The 20,014-nt window shown below is 66.3% G+C and carries 15 protein-coding genes and 1 pseudogene; 7 read left to right on the forward strand and 9 right to left on the reverse strand.

The window, feature by feature from the left end; translation table 11 throughout:
• Positions 1-8: 8 nt before the first annotated feature.
• The 5 genes and pseudogenes from F6X39_RS16720 to F6X39_RS16740 all read right to left on the reverse strand — a co-directional run bounded on the left by F6X39_RS16720 (position 9) and on the right by F6X39_RS16740 (position 5,075).
• The gene (locus F6X39_RS16720; RefSeq protein WP_187617413.1) at positions 9-968 is read right to left on the reverse strand and encodes an alpha/beta hydrolase; all 960 of its coding nucleotides are present in this window, start codon (positions 966-968) and stop codon (positions 9-11) included.
• Between the two features lie 92 nt (positions 969-1,060).
• Positions 1,061-1,942 (reverse strand): SDR family oxidoreductase, encoded by an 882-nt coding sequence (locus tag F6X39_RS16725; protein ID WP_187617414.1) that lies wholly within the window; start codon positions 1,940-1,942, stop codon positions 1,061-1,063.
• A gap of 52 nt (positions 1,943-1,994) precedes the next feature.
• A complete protein-coding gene (locus tag F6X39_RS16730; RefSeq protein ID WP_187617415.1) occupies positions 1,995-2,993 on the reverse strand; it encodes an NADP-dependent oxidoreductase in 999 nt (332 codons plus the stop codon).
• A 28-nt stretch (positions 2,994-3,021) separates the two neighbouring features.
• Positions 3,022-3,507 (reverse strand): PaaI family thioesterase, encoded by a 486-nt coding sequence (locus tag F6X39_RS16735; RefSeq protein WP_026225390.1) that lies wholly within the window; start codon positions 3,505-3,507, stop codon positions 3,022-3,024.
• A gap of 64 nt (positions 3,508-3,571) precedes the next feature.
• A pseudogene (locus F6X39_RS16740) lies at positions 3,572-5,075 on the reverse strand (PLP-dependent aminotransferase family protein).
• A 177-nt stretch (positions 5,076-5,252) separates the two neighbouring features.
• On the opposite strand from F6X39_RS16740, the gene F6X39_RS16745 reads away from it, so the two are divergent.
• Positions 5,253-5,645: a hypothetical protein gene (locus F6X39_RS16745; protein ID WP_187617416.1), complete on the forward strand. Its 393-nt coding sequence runs from the start codon at positions 5,253-5,255 to the stop codon at positions 5,643-5,645.
• 69 nt (positions 5,646-5,714) lie between these two features.
• A complete protein-coding gene (locus F6X39_RS16750) occupies positions 5,715-6,224 on the forward strand; it encodes an LEA type 2 family protein (protein ID WP_187617515.1) in 510 nt (169 codons plus the stop codon).
• Positions 6,225-6,244: 20 nt separating this feature from the next.
• Here the strand turns inward: F6X39_RS16750 and F6X39_RS16755 are convergent, their stop codons facing one another.
• The 3 genes from F6X39_RS16755 to F6X39_RS16765 form a co-directional block, all read right to left on the reverse strand.
• Positions 6,245-7,423 (reverse strand): acetyl-CoA C-acyltransferase, encoded by a 1,179-nt coding sequence (locus F6X39_RS16755; protein WP_018418061.1) that lies wholly within the window; start codon positions 7,421-7,423, stop codon positions 6,245-6,247.
• Between the two features lie 147 nt (positions 7,424-7,570).
• Complete coding sequence (locus tag F6X39_RS16760) at positions 7,571-9,661, reverse strand: 3-hydroxyacyl-CoA dehydrogenase NAD-binding domain-containing protein (RefSeq protein WP_187617417.1); 2,091 nt, start codon at positions 9,659-9,661, stop codon at positions 7,571-7,573.
• 142 nt (positions 9,662-9,803) lie between these two features.
• The gene (locus tag F6X39_RS16765) at positions 9,804-11,501 is read right to left on the reverse strand and encodes a 3-(methylthio)propionyl-CoA ligase (protein WP_187617418.1); all 1,698 of its coding nucleotides are present in this window, start codon (positions 11,499-11,501) and stop codon (positions 9,804-9,806) included.
• Positions 11,502-11,655: 154 nt separating this feature from the next.
• Between F6X39_RS16765 and F6X39_RS16770 the strand changes: the two genes are divergently transcribed.
• From F6X39_RS16770 to F6X39_RS16790, 5 genes are all read left to right on the forward strand, one after another.
• Positions 11,656-13,212 (forward strand): protein adenylyltransferase SelO, encoded by a 1,557-nt coding sequence (locus F6X39_RS16770; protein WP_187617419.1) that lies wholly within the window; start codon positions 11,656-11,658, stop codon positions 13,210-13,212.
• A 75-nt stretch (positions 13,213-13,287) separates the two neighbouring features.
• The gene (gene msrB / locus F6X39_RS16775) at positions 13,288-13,710 is read left to right on the forward strand and encodes a peptide-methionine (R)-S-oxide reductase MsrB (RefSeq protein WP_184043795.1); all 423 of its coding nucleotides are present in this window, start codon (positions 13,288-13,290) and stop codon (positions 13,708-13,710) included.
• Positions 13,711-13,872: 162 nt separating this feature from the next.
• Entirely contained in the window at positions 13,873-14,403 is a 531-nt protein-coding gene (locus F6X39_RS16780) for a septation protein A (RefSeq protein ID WP_085481354.1), read from the forward strand.
• 1 nt (position 14,404) lies between these two features.
• Entirely contained in the window at positions 14,405-14,716 is a 312-nt protein-coding gene (locus tag F6X39_RS16785; RefSeq protein WP_187617420.1) for a BolA family protein, read from the forward strand.
• A gap of 10 nt (positions 14,717-14,726) precedes the next feature.
• Positions 14,727-15,506 carry a peptidylprolyl isomerase gene (locus F6X39_RS16790; protein ID WP_187617421.1) on the forward strand — a complete coding sequence of 260 codons (780 nt, stop codon included), beginning with the start codon at positions 14,727-14,729 and terminating at the stop codon, positions 15,504-15,506.
• Between the two features lie 165 nt (positions 15,507-15,671).
• Here F6X39_RS16790 and purL read toward each other — a convergent pair whose 3' ends face one another.
• The gene (gene purL / locus F6X39_RS16795) at positions 15,672-19,808 is read right to left on the reverse strand and encodes a phosphoribosylformylglycinamidine synthase (protein ID WP_187617422.1); all 4,137 of its coding nucleotides are present in this window, start codon (positions 19,806-19,808) and stop codon (positions 15,672-15,674) included.
• Between the last annotated feature and the right edge of the window lie 206 nt (positions 19,809-20,014).

A 20,014-nucleotide genomic window follows, 5' to 3' on the forward strand; every position in this document is an offset into this window, starting at 1 on the left:
CACCGCCCTCACCCGATGCCGAATGCCGCGCGCAACGCCGCCGCGGCGTCCGCATGCGCCTGCGCGACTTCGGGCACGAAGCCGCCCATCTTGAAGAACTCGTGGATCATGCCGGCGTAGCGTTTGAGCGTGACCGGATTGCCGAGCGCACGGAGTTTCTCCGCATAGGCGTCGCCCTCGTCGCTGAGCGGATCGTATTCGGCGGTCGCGATCCACGCGGGCGCGACGCCGCGAAAATCCGGCGCACCGCGCTCGCCGTCGAGCGGCGCGAAACACCAGTCGTCGCGATCGCCGCTATCTCGCACGTAGTGCTCGAAGAACCACTGGATCGTGTCGCCCGACAGCAGGAAGCCGTCGGCGAGGCGCGAGTGCGAGTCGGTCTGCTGATGGCCGGTCGTGCCCGGATAAATCAGCAATTGCAGCGCGAGCGCGAGGCCGGCGTCGCGCGCGAGCACCGCGCAAACCGTCGCGAGCGTGCCGCCCGCGCTATCGCCGCCGACCGCGAGCCGCGTGCCGTCGATGCCGAATTCGGCCGCGTGCGCGTGCAGCCAGCTGAGGGCGTCGAAGGCATCGTCGACAGCGGTCGGAAACTTGTGCTCGGGCGCGAGCCGGTAATCGACCGACAGCACCGCGCACTGGCCGTCGCGCGCGAACATCCGGCACAGCGCATCGTGCGTATCGACGCTGCCGACCGTAAAGCCGCCGCCGTGGTAGTACACGAACGCCGGCAGCGGCTCGGCCCAGCCCGGCTCGACCGGGAAGTAGAAGCGCGCGCGGATCGTCGCGCCGTCGCGCGTCGGCACGCGCAGATCTTCGACGGAGAACATCGGCGCGCTCGCGATCTCGAGGATCGGCGCGCTTTTCTCGTACGACGCGCGCGCCGCTTGCGCGCTCATCTGGTGATACTGCGGGCGTTTGGCCCGCGCGATCATGTCGAGCACCTGCTCGATCGTGGGATTCAGCGGCATGGTTTCGGCAACGCGGTGCGCGTCGCGCATCGGGCGGCGCGCAGTGCGCCAAGGGTTGACAAAAGCCGGCGCACCGGCCGCGCAGCCGGCCGCTACTGCGCGCTCTTCACCTCGGGCTTCAGCGACATCGGATCGGATGGCTCGCGCAACTGCTCGATATCCTCGTGACGCAGCTTCACGGTCGCCATGATGCCCGGATGCGTGATGATATAGAAACGCCGCGCGGCGATCGCCTCGAACGCGATGTCGGCGACATCGTCGGCGGTGAGCTTGCCCGACTGCACCGCGCGCTGCAACTGCTTGCCGGCCGCGATCTGCGAGCGCGTCGGCCGGCCCGCGTTGCGCAACTCGTCGGGACGCGCGCGCTCGGCCTCCGCGATGCCGGTCGGCACGAAGGCGGGACACAGCAGCGAACAGCCGACCTCGCCGCCCGTGCCGGCCTGCGCGAGCTTCAGGTCGTGATACAGCGTCTCGGTCAGCGCCACCACCGCATGCTTCGACGCGTTGTAGATGCCCATTGCCGGCGGCGCCAGCAGCCCCGCCACCGACGCCGTATTGACGATATGCGCGGGCTCCTTCTGCGCGAGCATGATCGGCGCGAACGCGCGCACGCCGTGCGCGACACCCATCACGTTGACGCCGAACACCCACGACCAGTCGTTCGCCGAGCTTTCCCACAGGAAGCCGCCGGTGCCGACGCCCGCGTTGTTGAACAGCACGTGGACCTTGCCGAACGCGGCGAGCGCCGCCTGCGCGAGCGCCTCGACCTGCGCGGCGTTCGATACGTCGGTCGGCACGCCGATCGCCTCGGCGCCGGTTTCGCGCAAGGCGTCGACGGTTTGCGCGAGCTGGTCGGCGTTGACGTCCGCGAGTACGAGCTTCATGCCGAGCGCCGCGCCCTTGTGCGCGAACGCGCGGCCAAAGCCGCTGCCCGCGCCGGTGATCACCGCCACCTTGCCCGCGAATTCGAACATTCTGTGACTCCCTGGTTGAGCGGCGGCTTGCCGTTGCATGATCACGTCGCGCTCAGATCAGCTTGACCAGTTGCTTGCCGAAGTTACGGCCCTTCAGCAAGCCGATGAATGCCTCGGGCGCGGCTTCGAGCCCTTGCGCGATCGTCTCGCGATAGTGCAGCTTCTTTTGCGCGACGAGCGAGCCGAGCTGCTTGAGCGCCTCAGGCCACACGTCCATGTGTTCGCTGACGATGAAGCCCTGCACGAGCAGCCGCTGCGTCAGCATCAGCGACGGATGCTTGAGCGGCAGCGGCTGGCCGTCATAGCCCGCGATGAAGCCGCACAATGCGATGCGCCCGAAGGCGTTCATGCGCGCGAGCGTCGCGTCGAGCCCGTCGCCGCCGACGTTCTCGAAGCAGCCGTCGACACCGTCGGGCGTGACGGCCTTCAGGTCCTGGTACAGGTTACCGGCCTTGTAGTCGACGCACGCGTCGAAGCCGAGCGTCTCGACCACATAGCGGCACTTGTCCGCGCCGCCCGCGATGCCGACCGCGCGCGCGCCCGCCGCCTTCGCGAGCTGGCCGACCACGCTGCCCACCGCGCCGCTCGCCGCGCTGACGACCACCGTCTCGCCGGCCTTCGGCGCGATGATGCGGTTCAGCCCGTACCATGCGGTGACGCCCGGCATGCCGACCGGCCCGAGATACGCCGACAGCGGCACATGCGTGTCGTCGACCTTCTGCATGCCCGTGCCATTGGAGGTGCCGTACTCCTGCCAGCCGAACATCGCGACGACCTTGTCGCCGACCGCGAACTTCGGATTCCTCGTCTCGACGACCTCGCCGACCGTGCCGCCGATCATCACTTCGTTCAGCGGCTGCGGCGCCGCGTATGACTTGCTGTCGTTCATGCGTCCGCGCATATACGGATCGAGCGACAGATAGTGGTTGCGCACCCGTACTTCGCCGTCGGCGAGCGGCGCGAGCGGCGTTTCGACGAGCTTGAAGTTATCGGGCGTGGCTTCGCCTTGGGGGCGCGAAACCAGCAGCAATTGGCGATTGATCTGGGCCATGCGGTCGTCTCCTTGGGTTATGGGGTGCTCAGTCGCTCGGACCGGGCTTCGCCGCCGGGTCGCTGCGCAGACGCTGCCGCGTGACGTCGCGGCCCACCGCGAGGCGGCGCATGTATTTGAAGGTGCCGAGCGCTTTCGCGACGAAGTGGCCTTCGCTGTCGCGGATCTCGCCTTCGCAATAGGCCATCGTCGTCGAGCGATGCAGCACGCGGCCGGTCGCGCGCAACTCGCCGCGTCCCGGCTGCATGAAGTTGACCTTCATCTCGACGGTGACGACGCCGACGCCGTCGCCGGCGAGACTGCGCGCGGCCATCGCGAGCGCGACGTCGGCGAGCGTCATCGTGACGCCGCCATGCGCGACGTCCCACGTGTTCATATGATCGCGTTGCAACGGCAGCACGACTTCGCTGACGCCGTCGGCGGCCGACAACAACTGTGCGCCGAGACGGTCGATGAAGGGGCTTTCGGGCAACGATGCATGGCCCGTTCTGGATGAGGTGGATGGATCGGTCATGGCTCAGATATCAGATTTCGTAGCCGACGGCGTGTGTCGAGCCTACGGCGGGAAATGATACCCGCTATCGTGTTGGCGCATGAGCTGCCATCCGTGCCGCGAGGCGCCCCAGTCTGCGCACCGCTTCGTCGGTCAGATCCAGATCCGCACTCGGACAGCTGAGCCGAATGAAGTGATCGAAACGCCCGGCGTTCGAAAATACCGTGCCCGGCATGATGCGAATACCGTCATGCAACGCGGCGTCGAATAAAGCCGACGAAGAAACGTGACGCGGCAATTCGATCCAGAAAAACATCCCGCCGCGCGGCGGCGTGAACCGCGTGCCGTCGGGAAACGATGCCGCCACCGCCGCGGCCATCCGCTCGCGCCGCAGTTGCAAGCTCTCGCGCAAACGCCGCAAATGGCGCTCGTACGCGCTCGTCTCCAGGAACCCGGCGAGCACGACTTGCGACAACTGCTCGTTGTGGCGCGACTGCGCGAACTTCAGCATGCCGATGCGCGGATGCCACCGGCCGCCGTTGATCCAGCCGACGCGCATGCCAGGCGCCAGCGTCTTGTTGAACGATGTGCAATGGATCACGGTGCCATCGGTGTCCCACGCCTTCAGCGAGCGGGGCGGCGGCGCGGCATCGACGAGCTCGCGGTAGGGATCGTCCTCGATCAGCGCGATGCCGGCGCGCGCGCACAGCTCGACGAGGCTCGCCTTGTGCGCGTCGGGCATCACGCTGCCGAGCGGGTTTTGCAGATTCGGCACCACCACGACCGCCTTGATGTCGGGATGCGTCTGTAGCGCGAACGCCAGCGCCTCGATCGCGAGGCCGGTGCTCGGGCTGGTCGGAATTTCGAGCGCGCGCAGACCGAGACTTTCGAGCGCCTGCAGCAAACCGAAGAAGCACGGCGATTCGACCGCGACCGTGTCGCCCGGCTGCGTCACCGCGCGCAACGCGAGGTTCATCGCTTCGACGCCGCCGTGCGTCATGATGATGTCGTCCGCGCCGATCTGGCTGCCGGCCTCGAGCGCGCGCCGGGCGATGATCGCGCAACGCCGGATCACCCTGATCGGGCCCGACGGCGGTCAGCAAGGTGGGCCGCCGGCGCAACTCGCGCACCGCGGCCTTTTGCAACGCATCGGTCGGATAGAGATCGGGCGACGCGGTCGCGCCGCCCAGATTCAGCGCGTGCGGATAGCGCTGAAATTTCGACACGAGCGCCGAAATCTCCGAGTGAATGCCGACGAACTGCGCGGCGGCGCCGGGCTGCATCGCGAGATCGGGCTCGGCGGCGCAAGGCAACGCAGCCGTGGGCGGCACGCGCACGAAATAGCCGGCGCGCGGCCGCGCGTCGATCAGCGCGGCGCGTTCCAGTTCGCGATAGCTCTCGGTCGCCGTCGCGAGGCTCACGCCGTGGCGCTGCATGAACGCGCGCATCGACGGCATGCGCTCGCCCGGGCGCAGCACGCCGTTGCCGATCGCGCGGCGGTATTGGTCGGCCAGTTGCCGGTAAAGCGGCTGGCGCTCGGCTGGCCGGTCCGTCGAGGGACCTTGCGGTGTGAAGAGGGGTTCGCTCATGAACCGATGGTGCGGATAGTCCGCGCGCCGCGACAGATACACATCGACGTGATTCGGACCGATACAGCGTGACGAAACGCACCACTGTACCGGTTCAGATTGTCGACAGCTGCGCCTGTTTTCATCCGGACGGATTCCCTAAGCTGTGTGACACGAAGACGGTTAAAGGAATCGGTCATGCCTGTGCGTCCATACCACGATCGCTTGTTACCCGGTGCCGAACTGGATTGCACCGCGGCGTCGCATCTTGCCGCCGGTCAGATGGCCCTGCACGACTTGCGCGCCCGCAGTTCGATCATCGCGGTCGAAGGTGCATTGCAACTCGTCTTCCGCGATCATTCGCTGGCCTGGCTCGGCAACGACGCCCCGCTCACGTCGCTCACGTTGCACGAAGGCGAGCGGTTTGTGACCTCGCAACGTGGCATCGTGTCGATCCGCGCAACGCAGGCCGATCGCGCTGCATTCATCGTGCTGCCTGCACACGCTGAACACAGCGCGCGCGGTTTCGTTCTGCAAGCCGCTCGGCGTCTCGCTTGCGTCGTGCGCACACGGCGGCGGCGCGCCGCCTGAAACGTCGCTGCGTGCGCCACGAGGCCCGTTACAATGCATGACCAACCCGCTTCGTTCGAGGTGCAGGTCATGTCATTCTTTCGCGCGCTGCAGCCGGGCCCGGTCTCACGGGTGTGGCGCCTGTTCGCCGCCGGCGTCGCTGTCACGCTGACACTCGCTGGCTGCGCGGGCCTGTTCGGCGCCGACCCGTTGCGCGTCAATGTGGCGGGCATCGAGCCGATCGCTGGCCAGGGCATGGAGATGCGCTTCAACGTCAAGCTGCGCGTGCAGAATCCCAACGACTCCGCGGTCAGCTTCAACGGCGTGTCGCTCGATCTGGAACTGAACGGCAAGCCGTTCGCCAGCGGCGTCAGCGACCAGAGCGGCACCGTGCCGCGCTTCGGTGAAACCGTCGTCACCGTGCCGCTGACCGTGCCGGCTTTCGCCGCGGTTCGTCAAGCCTTTGCGCTAGCCGGCGCCGCGCAGTCGGGACAGGTTCCGTATGTTCTGCGCGGCAAGCTCGCGGGTGGCGTGACCGGTACGACGCGATTCACCGATCAGGGGACGCTGAGCCTGCCGTCGTCGGACACGGGCTCGTAATGACGCCGGCCCACGCCCGCTCAAACCACTTCGAACAAACCCGCCGCGCCCTGCCCGCCGCCGATGCACATCGTCACGACGACGAACTTCACACCGCGCCGCTTGCCTTCGATCAGCGCATGGCCGACGAGCCGCGCTCCCGACACGCCATACGGATGGCCCACCGCGATCGCGCCGCCGTTCACGTTCAGGCGGTCGTGCGCAATGCCGAGCTGGTCGGCGCAATAGAGCACCTGCACCGCGAACGCTTCGTTCAGCTCCCACAGGCCGATGTCCTCGACCTTGAGGCCGGCCTTCTTCAACAGCTTCGGCACCGCGAACACCGGCCCGATGCCCATTTCGTCGGGCTCGCAGCCGGCCACCGCGAAGCCGCGGAAGATGCCGAGCGGCTGCAGCCCTTCGCGTTCGGCCAGCGTCGCGTTCATCACGACGCAAGCGGATGCGCCGTCCGAGAACTGGCTCGCATTGCCCGCGGTGATCACGCCGCCCGGCTGCGCGGTGCGGATCTTCGACACGCCTTCGAGCGTCGTGTCGGCGCGAATGCCTTCGTCGCTGCTGACGGTCACTTCCTTCGTGTAGAGACGGCCGCTCGCCTTGTCGGCGACGCCGGCGAGCACCGTCAACGGCACGATTTCGTCCTTGAATTTACCGGCTTCGAGCGCGGCCGCCGCGCGTTGCTGCGAGCGCACGCCGTATTCGTCCTGGCGTTCCTTCGAGATCGAGTAGCGCTTCGCGACGTTCTCGGCGGTCTGCAGCATCGACCAGTAGATTTCCGGCTTGTGCTCGGTGAGCCAGCCGTCGGTCATCATGTGGCGGTTCATCTCGTTCTGCACGCACGAGATCGACTCGACGCCACCCGCGACGTACACGTCGCCCTCGCCGGCGATCACGCGTTGCGACGCAAGCGCGATCGTCTGCAATCCCGACGAGCAGAAACGGTTCACGGTCATGCCCGGCACGCTGACCGGCAAGCCCGCGCGCAATGCGATCTGCCGCGCGATATTGCCGCCCGTCGCGCCTTCCGGATTCGCGCAACCCATGATCACGTCCTCGACGCGCGCCGGATCGAGCTTCGCGCGCTCGACCGCGGCCTGCGTCACGTGGCCGCCGAGCGTCGCGCCGTGCGTCATGTTGAAACCGCCGCGCCACGATTTGGCGAGACCCGTGCGGGCGGTGGATACGATTACGGCGTCAGTCATGCATGTCTCCAATTGCAGTGTCAAAAGTGGCGCGCCGGCTCACTGCCGTGCGTTCATAAGCGCATCACCGCGCCGCCTCTGTCGTTTGACGCGAGCGATGCGGAGGGAACCCGCACCGCTCAATTTGTGGGCTGAAGCCAGCCGCGCTCAGCCGTTGAACCCGCGACCTTCGGCCGCGAGCTTCGCGATGCTCGGCGCGAGCTTCCACGCGTCGCCGTTCGGCCGCGCCGCATAGCGGCGAATCGCGCGCTCGACGTTGTAGAGCCCCACCGTGTCCGCGTACAGCATCGGGCCGCCGCGATGCAACGGGAAGCCGTAGCCGGTCAGATAGACCATGTCGATATCCGACGCCTTCGACGCGATGCCTTCCTCGAGAATCTTCGCGCCTTCGTTGACGAGCGCGAACACCAGACGCTCGACGATTTCCTCGTCGCTGATCTTGCGGCGCTCAGAGTGGGTTTCCTTCGAGTACTCGCCGATCATTTCGTTGACCACGCCCGAAGGGTATGCGGTGCGATCGCCCGCCTTGTAGTCGTACCAGCCGCCGCCGGTCTTCTGGCCGAAGCGCCCCATCTCGCACAGACGGTCGGCGATCTTCGAGTAGTGCATGTCGGGGTGTTCGAGATAGCGGCGCTTGCGGATCGCCCAACCGATGTCGTTGCCGGCGAGGTCGCTCATGCGGAACGGACCCATCGCGAAGCCGAACTTCTCGATGGCCTTGTCTACCTGCGCTGGCAACGCGCCCTCTTCGAGCATGAAGAGCGCCTGACGAACGTATTGCTCGATCATCCGGTTGCCGATAAAGCCGTCGCACACGCCCGACACCACCGCGGTCTTCCTGATCTTCTTCGCGAGCTTCATCACGGTGGCGAGCACGTCCTTCGCGGTCTCCTTGCCACGCACGACTTCGAGCAGCTTCATCACGTTGGCCGGGCTGAAGAAGTGCATGCCGACCACATCCTGCGGACGTTTCGTGAACGCGGCGATCTTGTCGACGTCGAGCGTCGACGTGTTCGACGCGAGGATCGCACCGGGCTTCGCGACTTCATCGAGCCGGCGGAACACCTGCTCCTTCACGCCCAGCTCTTCGAACACGGCTTCGACGATCATGTCGGCGTGCTTCAGGTCGTCGTAGGAGAGCGTCGGGCTCAGCAGCGCGAGGCGCTGTTCCATCACCTCGGGCTTCAGCTTGCCTTTCCTGACGGTCGCCTCGTAGTTCTTGCGGATCGTCGCGAGACCGCGGTCGAGCGCTTCCTGCTTCGTTTCCAGCAGCGTGACCGGAATGCCCGCGTTCAGGAAGTTCATCGCGATGCCGCCGCCCATCGTGCCGGCGCCGATCACGGCCACCCGCTCGATGTCGCGCACCGAAGTATCTGCCGCCACGTCGGGAATCTTGCTCGCCGCCCGCTCACCGAAGAACGCGTGACGCAGCGCGCGGCTCTCCGGCGTCTGCACGAGCGCGATGAAGCATTCGCGCTCGAATGCGAGGCCCTTGTCGAAGCCGTCCTTCACACCGGCTTCGACCGCGTCGATGCATTTATGCGGCGCCGGGAAGTTCTTCGCGATCGCCGCGACGCTATTGCGCGCGAACTGGATGAAACCGGCCGCATTCGGATGTTCGATCTTGCGCTCGCGCACCTTCGGATGCGGGCCGGCCTCGGCGCCGACCTTGCGCGCGAACGCGAGCGCGGCGTCGGCCAGTTCGGCGGGATTCGCGACGACTTCGTCGAACAGCCCCGAATCGGCGAGCTTTTCCGAGAGCACCGGCGCGCCCGACACGATCATGTTCAGCGACGCTTCCAGACCGATGGCGCGCGGCAGACGCTGCGTGCCGCCCGCGCCCGGCAGGATGCCGAGCTTCACTTCGGGCAGCGCGATCTGCGCGCCGGCCGCGGCGACGCGGTAATGCGCGCCGAGGGCAAGTTCGAGGCCGCCGCCCATCGCGACGCTGTGGATCGCCGCGACGACCGGCTTCGCGCTGCCTTCGACGGCCTTGATGACGGTCGCGAGCGTCGGCTCCTGGGTCGCCTTCGGCGTATTGAATTCGGTGATATCGGCGCCGCCCGAAAAGGCCTTGCCCGCGCCCGTCAGCACGATGGCCTTGATGGCCGGATCGTTCTGCGCGCGCTCGAGCCCTTCGACGATACCCGCGCGCGTCGACAGACCGAGCCCATTGACGGGCGGATTGTTCAGCGTGAGGACGGCCACGCCGTCATGAGTTATGTAGTCCACTGCCATCTGCGTGCCTCCGTGCGATCCATGCATTGAGGCGGCGCATGATGCGCCGCCCGTCCGGTTCATCGAGCCTGCTTATGGCCAGACTTTTTCAAGCGACGGTTCCGGGGTCAGCAGGCACGATACACTAAAAAAGAACGAACGTTCAATTTATTCCAGAGTGGGGTTTCCCCTGGGACTCGAGTGGCAGCGGACAGCTGCGGCCGTCTTCGAGCGCGGACGGCAGCACGTGGTCGCGGAACAGATCGCGCAGCTTCAGCTTCTGCAGCTTGCCGGTCGCCGTGTGCGGTAGGTCGTCGACGAACACGACGTCGTCGGGGATCCACCACTTCGCGACCTTGCCGTCGTAGTACGCGAGCAGTTCGTCGCGGGTGACGTCTTGCCCCGCGCGTTTGACGACGACGAGCAACGGGCGCTCGGTCCACTTCGGATGCGCGCACGCGATGCACGCGGCTTCCGCGACCGCCGGATGCGCGATTGCGACGTTCTCGACGTCGATCGAGCTGATCCATTCGCCGCCCGACTTGATCACGTCCTTCGAGCGATCGGTGATGTGCAGGAAGCTGTCGGGGTCGATCGTCGCGACGTCGCCGGTCGGGAACCAGCCGTCGATGAGCGGCGAGTCTTCCTTGCGGAAATACCGGTCGATGACCCACGGCCCGCGCACGTGCAGATCGCCGAACGTGACGCCATCCCAAGGCAGCTCGCGGCCATCCTCGCCGACGATCTTCATGTCGACGCCGTAGATCGCATGACCCTGCTTTTCGAGCAGTTTGCGCTGATCGGCGAGCGGCCGCTGGCTCTGCTCCCAGGTCAGCTTCGACAAGGTACCGAGCGGCGACATCTCCGTCATGCCCCATGCATGGATCACCTGCACGCCGTAGTCGTCCTCGAGTATCCGCAGCATCGCGGGCGGACAGGCGGAACCGCCGATCACCGTGCGCTCGAGCGACGAAAACCTCGCGCCCGTTTCGCGCAGGTGGTTCAGCAGACCGAGCCACACGGTCGGCACGCCGGCCGAGCACGTGACGCGTTCGCTCTCCATCAGTTCGTACAGCGACTTGCCGTCGAGATCCTTGCCGGGGAACACCAGCTTCGCGCCGGTCAGCGGCCCCGCGTGCGCGAGGCCCCATGCGTTGACATGGAACATCGGCACGATGGGCAGCACCGAGTCGCGCGCCGACAGGTCCATTGCGTCGGGCAACGCCGCGCCGAACGCGTGCAGCACCGTCGAGCGATGGCTATACAGCGCGCCTTTCGGATTGCCGGTCGTGCCCGACGTATAGCAGAGATACGACGCCTGGCGCTCGTCGAGCGCGGGCCAGTCGAAGCGGCCGTCCTGCCCGTCCATCAGCGTTTCGTAGCACAGCACCGACGTTTGCATCGGCGGCCGATGCGCTTCATCGCATAGTGCGATCCAGCCGCGCACGCGCGGGCACTGCAGCGCGAGCGTGTCGACCAGCGCGGCGAACGTCGTGTCGAACAGCACGTACGCGTCGTCGGCATGATTGACGATGTAGGCGATCTGGTCGGGGAAAAGCCGCGGGTTGATCGTGTGACACACGGCGCCGAACCCGGTGGTGCCGTAATACGCTTCGAGATGCCGGTAGCCGTTCCACGCGAGCGTCGCGACGCGTTCGCCCGGTTCGACACCGAGCGCGATGAGCGCCTGCGCGAGCTGCTTCGCGCGCTGCTCGCAATCGCGATAGGTGTAGCGATGCAGGTCGCCTTCGATGCGCCGCGACACGATCCCGGTGCTGCCGAAATGCCGCGCGGCATGCGCGAGCAACGATGACACGGTGAGCGGCACGTCCATCATCTGGCCCAGCAGCGGCGTCGTCATAAGGCGGGGTCTCCTCGGCTTGTTAGTGGGTCGATGGGTTGGCGGAAGATCTGGCGGCGTCGAGCGCAGCAGCATGGTCCGAACGATGAAGGCGGCCGCCCAGCAGCGCCGCGGGCGCGGACTTACAATATCGGCTAATCCAGAGGCGCTCAACATGTCGTTTTCCCCAAGCTTTGCAGGGCTATCCGCAGCTTTGACGGATCTTTCCAACACACTCGCCACTCCCCCAGCCAACGCGTTCGCGCGGCTCGGCGGCACGTTCCTCACCCGCCTTCCCGCCGCGCCGCTCGACGCACCCTATCTCGTCGGCTTCTCGGCCGAGACCGCCGCGCGGCTCGGGATGCCCGAGGGCATCGAGCACGATCCGGGCTTTATCGAGCTGTTCTGCGGCAACGCGACGCGCGACTGGCCGGCCGACACGCTGCCGTATGCGTCGGTGTACTCGGGGCATCAGTTCGGCGTGTGGGCCGGCCAGCTCGGCGACGGCCGCGCGCTCGGTCTGGGCGAGCTCGAACACGACGGCGAGCGCAACGAACTGCAGCTCAAAGGCGCCGGCCGCACGCCCTATTCGCGCATGGGCGACGGCCGCGCGGTGCTGCGCTCGTCGATCCGCGAATATCTGTGCTCGGAGGCGATGCATCATCTCGGCATTCCGACCACGCGCGCATTGTGCGTGATCGGCTCCGACCAGCCGGTGCGGCGCGAGACGATCGAAACCGCCGCGGTGGTCACGCGCGTCGCGCCGAGCTTCGTGCGCTTCGGCCACTTCGAGCACTTCTACGCGAACGATCGTGTCGACGCGTTGCGCGCGCTCGCCGATCACGTCATCGAGCGCTTCTATCCGCATTGCAAGGAGGCCGACGATCCATATCTGGCGCTGCTCGCCGAGGCGGTGCGCTCCACCGCGGATCTGATGGTCGACTGGCAGGCGGTCGGTTTCTGTCACGGCGTGATGAATACCGACAACATGTCGATCCTGGGCCTGACGATCGACTACGGCCCGTTCGGTTTCATGGATGGCTTCGATGCCGGCCACATCTGCAATCACTCCGATACGCAGGGCCGCTACGCCTACCGGCTGCAGCCGCAAATCGCGTACTGGAACCTGTTCTGCCTCGCGCAGGGACTGCTGCCGTTGTTCGGCGAGAAGCACGACGAAAGCGTGCGCGCCGACAAGGCGGTCGAAGATGCGCAGCACGTGCTAGCCGGCTTCAAGGACCGTTTCGCGCCGGCGCTCGAAAACCGCATGCGCGCGAAGCTCGGCCTCGAACAGGCGCGCGACGGCGACGACGCGCTGGTCAACCGGCTGTTCGAAGTGATGCACGCGAACCGCGCCGATTTCACGCTGACGTTCCGCAATCTCGCGCACCTGTCGAAACACGATGCGAGCGGCGATACGCCGGTGCGCGACCTGTTCCTCGATCGCGTCGCCTTCGACGCATGGGCGAACGACTATCGCGCGCGGCTCGCCGAAGAGTCACGCGACGACATTGCGCGCGCCATTGCAATGAATCGCGTGAACCCCAAATTCGTACTTCGCAACCATCTGGCGGAGACGGCGATCCAACGCGCGAAGGAGAAGGATTTCTCCGAGGTGGAACGGCTCGCGGCCGTGTTGCGTCACCCGTTCGAGGAGCAGCCCGAATACGCGTCGTATGCGGGCCTGCCGCCCGACTGGGCGAACTCACTGGAAGTGAGCTGTTCGTCATGACGCGCCGGCGCAGTTGAATCGCCACGGCCGCCCCACGAGAAAGCACCGAGACAAACCCGAGACAGGAACCCGACCATGAGCAACCCCGACGATCTCAAGCATGACGCCCCAGCCGTACAGAAAAGCGACGCCGAGTGGCGCAAGCAGCTGACCGACATGGAATACCAGGTGACGCGCCATGCGGCCACCGAGCGTCCGTTCACGGGCCGCTACGACGATCACTGGGAACGCGGCGTCTACGACTGCGTGTGCTGCGGCACGCCGCTGTTCGAATCGGACACCAAGTTCGACGCCGGCTGCGGCTGGCCGAGCTATTTCCGCCCCATCAACGGCGAGGTGATCGCCGAGAAGACCGACCGCTCACACGGCATGCTGCGCATCGAGGTGCAGTGCAAGAACTGCGGCGCGCATCTGGGCCACGTGTTCGAGGACGGACCGGCGCCGACCGGTCTGCGTTACTGCATCAATTCGGCTGCGTTACAATTCGAGCCCAAGTAACGCGGCGCGGCAGCATCCCTGCCCGCCTTCGGTGCCGCATTGGAAGTCCGCGCGGCGCCCTTCCAATGCGGCAGTCCCGCTCGCCAGCGGGCACCGCGCACCTTGCACGCCAGGCGGGCGCGCTTCAACGTTCGACTCACTCTCCGACTTCCCGATCAGATAATGAAATTCCTGTTCGATCTGTTCCCGATCATCCTGTTCTTCGTCGCCTTCAAGATCTGGGGCATTTTCACGGCGACGGCAGTGGCGATCGTCGCCACGCTGGTGCAGATCGCGTGGGTGGCGTTCCGCCACCGCAAGGTTGACCCGATGCTGTGGGTGAGCCTCGGCGTCGTCGTCGTATTTGGCGGCGCGACGCTCGTGCTGCACAACGACACCTTCATCAAATGGAAGCCGACCGTGCTGTACTGGGCGTTTTCCGTCGCGCTGATCGTGTCGCAGCTCGGCTTCAACAAGAACCTGATCGAAGCGATGATGGGCAAGCAGATCACGCTGCCGCACGCGATCTGGGGCAAGCTGAACCTGATCTGGGCGGTGTTTTTCGTGCTGCTCGGTCTGCTGAACCTGTTCGTCGCGTATCACTACACGACCGATCAGTGGGTCAATTTCAAGCTGTTCGGCGCGACCGGCTGCCTGCTCGTGTTCATTGTCGGGCAGAGCCTGTGGCTGTCGAAGTACATGAAGGAGGAATGACATGAGCGACCTGTTCATGCAAGCCACCACCGCCGAGCGCGTCGCGCTCATCGAGGCGCGCCTCGCGGCCGCGCTCGCGCCCGTCGAATCGATCCGCATCACCGACGACAGCGCGCAGCACGCGGGCCACGCTGGTGCCGCCGCCGGCGGTCATTTCAGTGTCACGATCGTGGCCGTCGCGTTTGCCGGCAAGCCCCGCGTGGCGCGGCATCGCATGGTGTATGATGCGCTGGCCGATGCCATGCAGCGCGGCATTCATGCCCTTGCCATCACGGCGTATACGCCCGAAGAATTTGCTTTGTTGCCCCGCTAGGAACCTTTCGATGACCTTGAAGAAAACCCGCCTCTGGGTATTGCTGGCTGCGTTCGCGGCCGCACCTGCATTCGCACAGAACATCGCCGTGGTGAACGGCACGCCGATTCCGAAGTCGCGCGCCGATGCATTGATCCAGCAACTGGTTCACCAGGGACAGCAGGACACGCCGCAACTGCAGCAGGCCGTGCGCGAAGAGCTCGTGAATCGCGAAATCCTGATGCAGGAAGCGCTGCGTCGCGGGCTGCCGAACCGTCCGGACGTCAAGGCGCAAATCGCGGTCGCGCAGCAAACTGTCGTGCTGCGCGCGCTGATCGAAGACTTCGTAAAGAACAATCAGCCGACCGACGCCGAAATCACCGCGCGCTACAACGCGCTCGTCAAGGATGCGGGCGGCAAGGAATATCACCTGCACCATATCCTCGTCGACAACGAGCAACAGGCGAAGGACCTGATCGCGAAGATCAAGGCCGGCGCAAGCTTCGAGGCCCTGGCCAAGCAGTACTCGAAGGACCCGGGATCGGGCAAGAACGGCGGCGATCTCGACTGGTCGGACCCGAAGGCCTACGTGCCTGAATTCGCGGACGCGGCCACGCATCTGCAGAAAGGCCAGATGACCGACACGCCGGTGCATACGCAATTCGGCTGGCACATCATCCGTGTCGACGACATCCGCGCCGTCACGCCGCCGCCGCTCGAGCAGGTGCGCACGCAGATCGTGCAGCAGATCCAGCAGGAAAAGCTGCAGGCGTTCGAAGAGAATCTGCGCAAGAACGCGAAGATTCAGTAAGGGTCGGCGGGCAGATTGTCTTCGGATAGTCCGCCTGGCTCTGAAGCCTGAATGCGATAAAGCCGCCCGTGGGCGGCTTTTTTGTTGCTGCAAGATTTGCAGCGGCGGCGTGCGTGGCTGCCGCCAACAGGAGCCGCCGCACGCGGGCGGCAGCCCCTCGACTCATCAACCGAGCCAGCGACGCGCGTTCTGGAACGCGCGCAGCCACGGGCTCGCGTCCGTGCCGATCTCGCCCCAGCCCTGCGGATGCCAGCTCATCTGCACCGCGCGATGCACGCGCTCCATGTGCGGCATCAGCACCGTGAAGCGGCCGTCGGCCGTCGTGACCGATGTGATGCCCTCGGGCGAACCGTTCGGGTTGAACGGATACTGCTCGGTCGCCTGACCACGGTGATCGACATAGCGCATCGCGACCGCGACCTTCGACTTGTCGCCCTGCTGCGAGAAGTCCGCAAAGCCTTCGCCGTGCGCGACCGCGACCGGAATGCGCGAGCCTTCCATGCCGGCGAAAAAGAGCGACGGCGATGCCTGCACCTCGACGAGCGAGAAGCGTGCCTCGAATTTCTCCGACTTGTTGCGCGTGAACTTCGGCCATGCTTCGGCGCCGGGGATCATCGACGCGAGGCTGCTCATCATCTGGCAGCCGTTGCAGATGCCGAGCGCGAACGTGTCGCCACGACTGAAGAACGCGGCGAACATGTCGGCCAGTTGCGCGTTGAAGCGGATCGTCTTGGCCCAGCCTTCGCCGGCGCCCAGCGTATCGCCGTACGAGAAGCCGCCGCACGCGACCGCACCCGCGAAATCGGCGAGGTTCGCGCGGCCCGTGAGCAGGTCGCTCATATGCACGTCGTGCGCGTCGAAGCCGGCGCGATCGAATGCATAGGCCGTCTCCAGATGCGAGTTCACGCCCTGCTCGCGCAGGATCGCGACGCGCGGACGCGCGCCCTTGCCGACGCCCCGAAGGAAGTCCCCTTGGGGGACGCCCCGAAGGAAGTCCCCTTGGGGGACGAAGGGAGCGGCGACATCGTCGGCCGGATCGAAGCTCAGCACCGGCGTGATGCCAGGGTCCGCCGCGTCGAGCAGCGCGTCGTATTCGGCGTCGGCGCAAGCCGGGTTGTCGCGCAGACGCGCGATGCGCCAGCTCACTTCGCTCCACGTGCGATGCAGTTCGGCACGCGGCGCCTCGTAGAGCTTCTTCGCGTCGCGATAGATCTCGATCACGTCGCGCTCGTTGGTCTTGCCGATCACGTGCGAGCACGCCGACAGATCATGCTCGCGCAGCGCGGCGAGCACCGCGTCGCGATCGGCCGCGCGCACTTGCACGACGGCGCCGAGCTCTTCGTTGAAGAGTGCGCGCAGCGTGCGGTCGTCGCGGCGGCCGCTGGTCTGCTTCGCCCAGTCCTTCGCGTCGCCGTAATCGGATTCGTGGTGCGCGTCGAGCACGAGCATGTCGACGTTCAGCGACACGCCCGCGTGACCCGCGAACGCCATTTCGCAAACCGTCGCCCACAGGCCGCCGTCCGAGCGGTCGTGGTACGCGAGCAGCTTGCCGTCGCTATTGAGCGCCTGGATCGCGTTGAAAAAGCGCTTCAGATCTTCCGGATCGTCGACGTCCGGCACCGTGTCGCCGACCTGCTGCGTGACCTGCGCGAGAATGCTGCCGCCCAGACGCTGCTTGCCGCGGCCGAGATCGATCGCGATCAGCACCGACTCGCCGACCTCGCTCACGCGCTGCAGTTGCGGCGTCAGATGCTTGCGGACGTCTTCAACCGGCGCGAACGCGGAGATGATCAGCGACACCGGCGCGACCACTTCCTTCGCGACGCCGCTCTCTTCCCAGCGGGTGCGCATCGACAGCGAATCCTTGCCGACCGGAATGCCGATACCGAGCGCCGGGCACAGTTCCATACCGATCGCCTTGACCGTGTCGTAGAGCGCGGCGTCTTCGCCAGGCGCGCCGCACGCGGCCATCCAGTTGGCCGACAGCTTGAGTTTGTCGAGCGACGCGATCGGCGCCGCCGCGATGTTGGTGATCGCCTCGCCGACTGCCATACGGCCGGAGGCCGGTGCGTTGATGACGGCGAGCGGCGTGCGCTCGGACATCGTCATCGCTTCGCCGCTGAAGCCTGCGTAATCCATTGTCGTGATCGCGACGTCGGCCACCGGCACCTGCCACGGACCGACCATCTGATCGCGCGCGGTCGTGCCGCCGACCGAGCGGTCGCCGATCGTGATCAGAAACGACTTGCTCGCGACCGTCGGATGACGCAGCACGCTCTGCGCGAGGTCCTGCAGCGCGAGGCCGGTCACGTCGACCGGTTCGAGCCTGCGCTCGGCACGCTTTACGTCGCGGTGCATACGCGGCGCCTTGCCGAGCAGCACTTCCATCGGCATATCGACTGGCTGGTGCGCGCCTTCCTGCAGTTCGGAATCGATGAGCTTCAGCTGACGCTCGGCGGTGGCCGTGCCGATCACCGCGAACGGGCAGCGCTCGCGCTTGCACATCGCCTCGAACACCGGCAGATCGGCCGGCGCGATCGCCAGCACGTAGCGCTCCTGCGCTTCGTTCGACCAGATTTCGCGCGGCGACAGACCGCTTTCTTCGAGCTGGATCTTGCGCAGTTCGAACAGTGCGCCCTTGCCCGCACCGTCCACCACTTCGGGGAACGCGTTCGACAGACCGCCCGCGCCGACGTCATGAATACTGAGGATCGGGTTCTTGTCGCCGAGTTGCCAGCACGCGTTGATCACTTCCTGCGCGCGTCGCTCGATTTCCGGGTTGCCGCGCTGCACCGAGTCGAAGTCGAGCTCGGCGGTGTTGGTGCCGGTCGCCATCGAGCTCGCGGCGCCGCCCCCCATGCCGATGCGCATGCCCGGGCCGCCGATCTGGATCAGCAGCGAGCCTTCCGGCAGATCGTGCTTGTGCGTGTGCTGGTCGGAGATATTGCCGATGCCGCCCGCGATCATGATCGGCTTGTGATAGCCGCGCACGAGACCCGCGACGTTCTGCTCGTAGGTGCGGAAGTAGCCGCCGAGGTTCGGCCGGCCGAATTCGTTGTTGAACGCGGCGGCGCCGAGCGGGCCGTCGATCATGATCTGCAGCGGCGAGGCGATGCGGTCCGGGCGGCCATACGCTTCGTGCTGGTCGGCCGGATTGCGCTGCGCGAGCGGCTGAGCGGTGTCGCGGGCGTTTTCCCACGCCTCGACGCCGTCCGGCAGTTCAAGGTTCGATACCGTGAAGCCCGCGAGGCCCGCCTTCGGACGCGCGCCGCGTCCGGTCGCGCCTTCGTCGCGGATTTCGCCACCTGCGCCGGTCGCGGCGCCCGGGAACGGCGAGATCGCGGTCGGATGGTTGTGCGTTTCCACCTTCATCAGCGTGTGCGTGAGCTCGACGCTGCGGCCATAGTGCTCGGGCAATTCGCTCGCGCCGAGCTGCGCCGGCGTGCGCGGGAACCAGCGCTCGGCCATGCCGCCGACCATGATCGCCGAGTTGTCCGAATACGCGACGATCGTGCCCTGCGGGTTCAGCTTCTCGGTGTTGCGGATCATGTTGAACAGCGACATGTCCTGCTTCTCGCCGTCGATCGTCCAATCCGCGTTGAAGATCTTGTGGCGGCAGTGCTCGCTGTTGGCCTGCGCGAACATCATCAGCTCGACGTCGGTCGGATTGCGGCCGAGCTTCGTGAATGCGTCGACCAGATAGTCGATTTCGTCGTCGGCGAGCGCGAGGCCCAGTTCCGCGTTGGCGGTTTCGAGCGCGGCGCGGCCGCTCGCGAGCACGTCGACGGTTTGCAGCGGCTTGGCCGGCAATTCGTCGAACAGATGCAACGCATGGTCGCGCGACGGCGCAACGCTCTCGGTCATGCGGTCGTGCAGCGCGGCGGCGACGGCCGCGCGCGCTTCGTCCGACAGCGTCTTCTTGCCGCCGAGCAGGCCGCTTTTCAGCGTCACCGAGTACTCGACGCCGCGCTCGATGCGGCGCACCTGCGTAAGCCCGCACAGATGCGCGATGTCGGTTGCCTTGCTGGCCCACGGCGACACGGTGCCAAAGCGCGGCACGACGAGGAAGGTCTCGACCGCGCCACGCTCCTTGCCTTCTTCGAACGGATCGCCGTAGTGCATCAGCGCCTCGATCTTCGCGCTGTCTTCAGCGGACAGTTCGGTCTGGGCATTCACGAAGTGCAGATACTGCCCGCGCACGCCGGTGATATTCGGGTCGATGCGCGTGAGCGTGTCGAGCAGGCGGGTTTGACGGAAATCGGAGAGGGCCGAAGCGCCGGGGAAACACGAGAAGTGGGCCATGGGACTTGACGTTGCGTCGCTTATTGATGCCGGGGAGCCGCGCATGCAGGCGACGTGAGGCGGAAAGGAAGTCGCAGATTATACCCCGGGAACGGGCTTCCAGCGGGCTTCGGGGTGCGTGGGCGGCGGGCCGCGCCGGCCCGCGCGAGGCGTCGCCGCGGTGCCTGTCGCGTCGCCGCGCGGGTGTTTTGACTGCTATCATTCGC

Origin of the sequence: Paraburkholderia sp. UCT2 (assembly GCF_014397665.1) — a bacterium.
GTDB classification, from domain to species: Bacteria; Pseudomonadota; Gammaproteobacteria; order Burkholderiales; family Burkholderiaceae; genus Paraburkholderia; species Paraburkholderia tuberum.